Annotated in this window: 3 protein-coding genes; 2 read left to right on the top strand and 1 reads right to left on the bottom strand. The window is 71.1% G+C overall.

Going from position 1 to position 2,634, the window contains the following annotated elements:
- The first annotated feature begins 176 nt into the window (after window positions 1–176).
- Window positions 177–869: a plastocyanin gene (locus VJ693_RS07760; RefSeq protein WP_324153014.1), complete on the top strand. Its 693-nt coding sequence runs from the start codon at window positions 177–179 to the stop codon at window positions 867–869.
- A gap of 15 nt (window positions 870–884) precedes the next feature.
- Here VJ693_RS07760 and VJ693_RS07755 read toward each other — a convergent pair whose 3' ends face one another.
- Window positions 885–1,787 (bottom strand): LysR family transcriptional regulator, encoded by a 903-nt coding sequence (locus VJ693_RS07755; protein WP_324153013.1) that lies wholly within the window; start codon window positions 1,785–1,787, stop codon window positions 885–887.
- A gap of 100 nt (window positions 1,788–1,887) precedes the next feature.
- On the opposite strand from VJ693_RS07755, the gene VJ693_RS07750 reads away from it, so the two are divergent.
- Window positions 1,888–2,526, top strand: a complete 639-nt coding sequence (locus VJ693_RS07750; protein WP_324153011.1) for an NAD(P)-dependent oxidoreductase — start codon at window positions 1,888–1,890, stop codon at window positions 2,524–2,526.
- The last annotated feature ends 108 nt before the right edge of the window (window positions 2,527–2,634 follow it).

Here is a 2,634-nt window from a genome sequence, read left to right as displayed (position 1 = left end):
GACATGAAGCTCGTGCACCAGGACTTCGACATCGACCGGGCCAGCTTCAATGCCCTCGTCGAAGTGCTGCAGCAGGCGATGGACGCCCAGGGCATCGGGTTTCGCACGCAGAACCGCCTGCTGGCCAAGCTGGCGCCGCTGCACCGCGACATCGTGAGCGCCAAATGAGGGCGGCCATGACCCGGCACATGCTCGCGGCCTTCGCCTGCCTGCTGTCGCTCACCGTGGCACGGGCCGGCACCGTGCAAGTCACCGTCACCGACCTGGAAGGCCGGCCGGTGCCCGACGTGGTGGTGCTGGTCGAGCCGGCCGGCAAGGTGGCGCCGCGGCCGGCCGACAAGCCAGTCCTGATCGCCCAGGAGCGGCTGCACTTCGTGCCCTTTCTCACCGTCGTTCCCGTGGGCAGCACGCTGCGTTTTTCGAACCACGACGGCTACGACCACCACGTGCGGTCCACGCCGAGCGGCCCGCTGGGCAGCATGCCGGCGGCCAAGGACTTCGAGCTGCGCCTGGACGCGGCCGAGGGTGCTGCGGGCGCCGACGAGTACCGCGCGACCGCGTCGGCGCACAAGAAGGCGGGAACGACCTGGGCCGACGTGAAGGTCGACAAGGCCGGACCGATCGGCCTGGCCTGCCACCTGCATTCCTCGATGCGCGGCCAGGTGTACGTGAGCGGCACGCCCTGGTTCGCCAAGACCGATGCGAATGGCGTGGCGACCATCGACGCGGTGCCCGAAGGCACGGCGGAGCTGCGGCTGTGGCACCCCGACCAGTTGCAGGACCAGGCCACGCAGCATCTTCAGCTGACCGCCGCGCCGATGAAGACCGACGCGCAGCTGAACTTCACGCCGCGCCGCCGGCGCAGCTGAGCCCGGCAGCCGCGATCAACGCACCGCGCCGGGCAGGCCCACGAGGTACTGCGCCAGTGCGTCGATCGCCGCGCGCACCTTGGCCGGCTGCGCATCGCGCTGCGGCGTGGCGGCCCACACGTCGAGCGACGGGCAGCGCCACTGCGGCAGCACCGGCACGAGGCGGCCCGCGGCCAGATCGTCCGCCGCGTCGACACGCGCCAGCAGGGCGAGCCCCAGGCCCGCCACGCACATCTGCTGGATCGACAGCTGGTTGTTGCTGCTGATGCGCGCCTCGATGCGCTGAGTGCGCGACTCGCCCTGCGGGCCTTGCAGGCTGAGGTGCAGCGCCTGGCCGTCGCGCGCCAGCGCGAGCCAGGGTTGCGACAGCAGGTCCTCGGGCCGGCGCGGTGCGCCGTGCGAGCGCAGCAGTTCAGGCGACGCGCACACGAGCAGCTCGAAGGCGCACAGCCGGCGCGCCACCCAGCTGGAATCGGGCAGGCGGCCGAAGCGCACCGCGAGGTCGATGCGCGCCTCGATGAGGTCGATGTGCGCGTCGTCCACCAGCAGCTTCAGGCTGAGCGCGGGATGCGCAGCCAGCAGCTCGCCCAGCGCGGGCGCCACGTGGCGCGCGAATCCCACCGGCGCCGACAGGCGCAGCTCGCCGACCGGCGCCTCGCGCGAGTGCGTGAGCTGCTGCTGCGCGCGCCGGGCCGCCGCCACCATCGCGGCGCAGTGCGCGTGGAACTGCTCGCCCGCCGCCGTCAGCGTCAGCTTGCGCGTCGATCGATGCAGCAGGGTCACGCCGCTGTCGCGCTCCAGTCGGCGCACCTGCTGGCTGACCGCCGAGGTGCTCATCGAGAGAGCGCGCGCGGCCGCGCTCATCGAGTGATGCTCGACGACGGCAGCGAAGACGGCCATGCGTTTGATGTCGTCCATCGTGAAGCAGCGCTTAAGGGTGTTGTGCGATCCAGCCGTCTAGTGGCGGCATTGTGAAGCCCCTATCGTCGGACTTCTTTGCCATTCCCTGGAGTTGCTCATGAAGATCGCCCTCATCGGCGCCACCGGCTTCGTCGGTTCTAAGGTGCTCGCCGAAGCCTTGCAGCGCGGCCACCATGTCACGGCGCTGGCGCGCACGCCGTCCAAGCTGGCACCGCGCGCCGGCCTGGCCGTGGTGGCGGCCGACGGCGCCGACGCCAGCGCCATCGCGCAAGCCGTGGCCGGCCACGACGCCCTCGTCAGCACCTACAACGTACGCGGCCAGGCCGACTTCGCGGCGCAATACCTGCGCGGCGCACGAGCCGCCATCGAGGGCTGCAAGCGCGCGGGCGTGCAGCGCCTGCTGTGGGTGGGCGGCGCGGGCAGCCTGTTCGTCGCGCCGGGCGTGCAGCTGGTCGACACGCCGCAGTTTCCCGCCGAATACAAGACCGAGGCACGGGCCGCGCGCGATGCGCTGGGCCTGTTTCGCGACGAAGCCGGGCTCGAGTGGAGCTTCGTGTCGCCGGCGCCGATGCTCGTGCCGGGCGAGCGCACCGGCCGCTTTCGCCTGGGCGGCGACGAGGTGCTGATGGACGCCGGCCAGCCCGGCCGCATCTCGGTCGAAGACCTGGCGGTGGCGATCCTCGACGAGCTCGAATCGCCGCAGCATGTGCGCCGGCGCTTCACCCTGGCGTATTGAAGGTTCACGGCGTGAATTTCATTAAGCTTTAGAACCAATCGAGCGGACGCGCCGCGGGCTTGGCAACGGCGCGCCTGCTCCCGATGTTTGCTGCAACGCAGCAGCAGA

It is taken from the genome of Ideonella sp. (assembly GCF_035254525.1).
In the GTDB taxonomy this organism is placed as follows: Bacteria; Pseudomonadota; Gammaproteobacteria; order Burkholderiales; family Burkholderiaceae_C; genus Ideonella.
The sequence above is the reverse complement of the archived record's forward strand: the minus strand, read 5'-3'. Positions and strand labels throughout refer to the sequence as shown.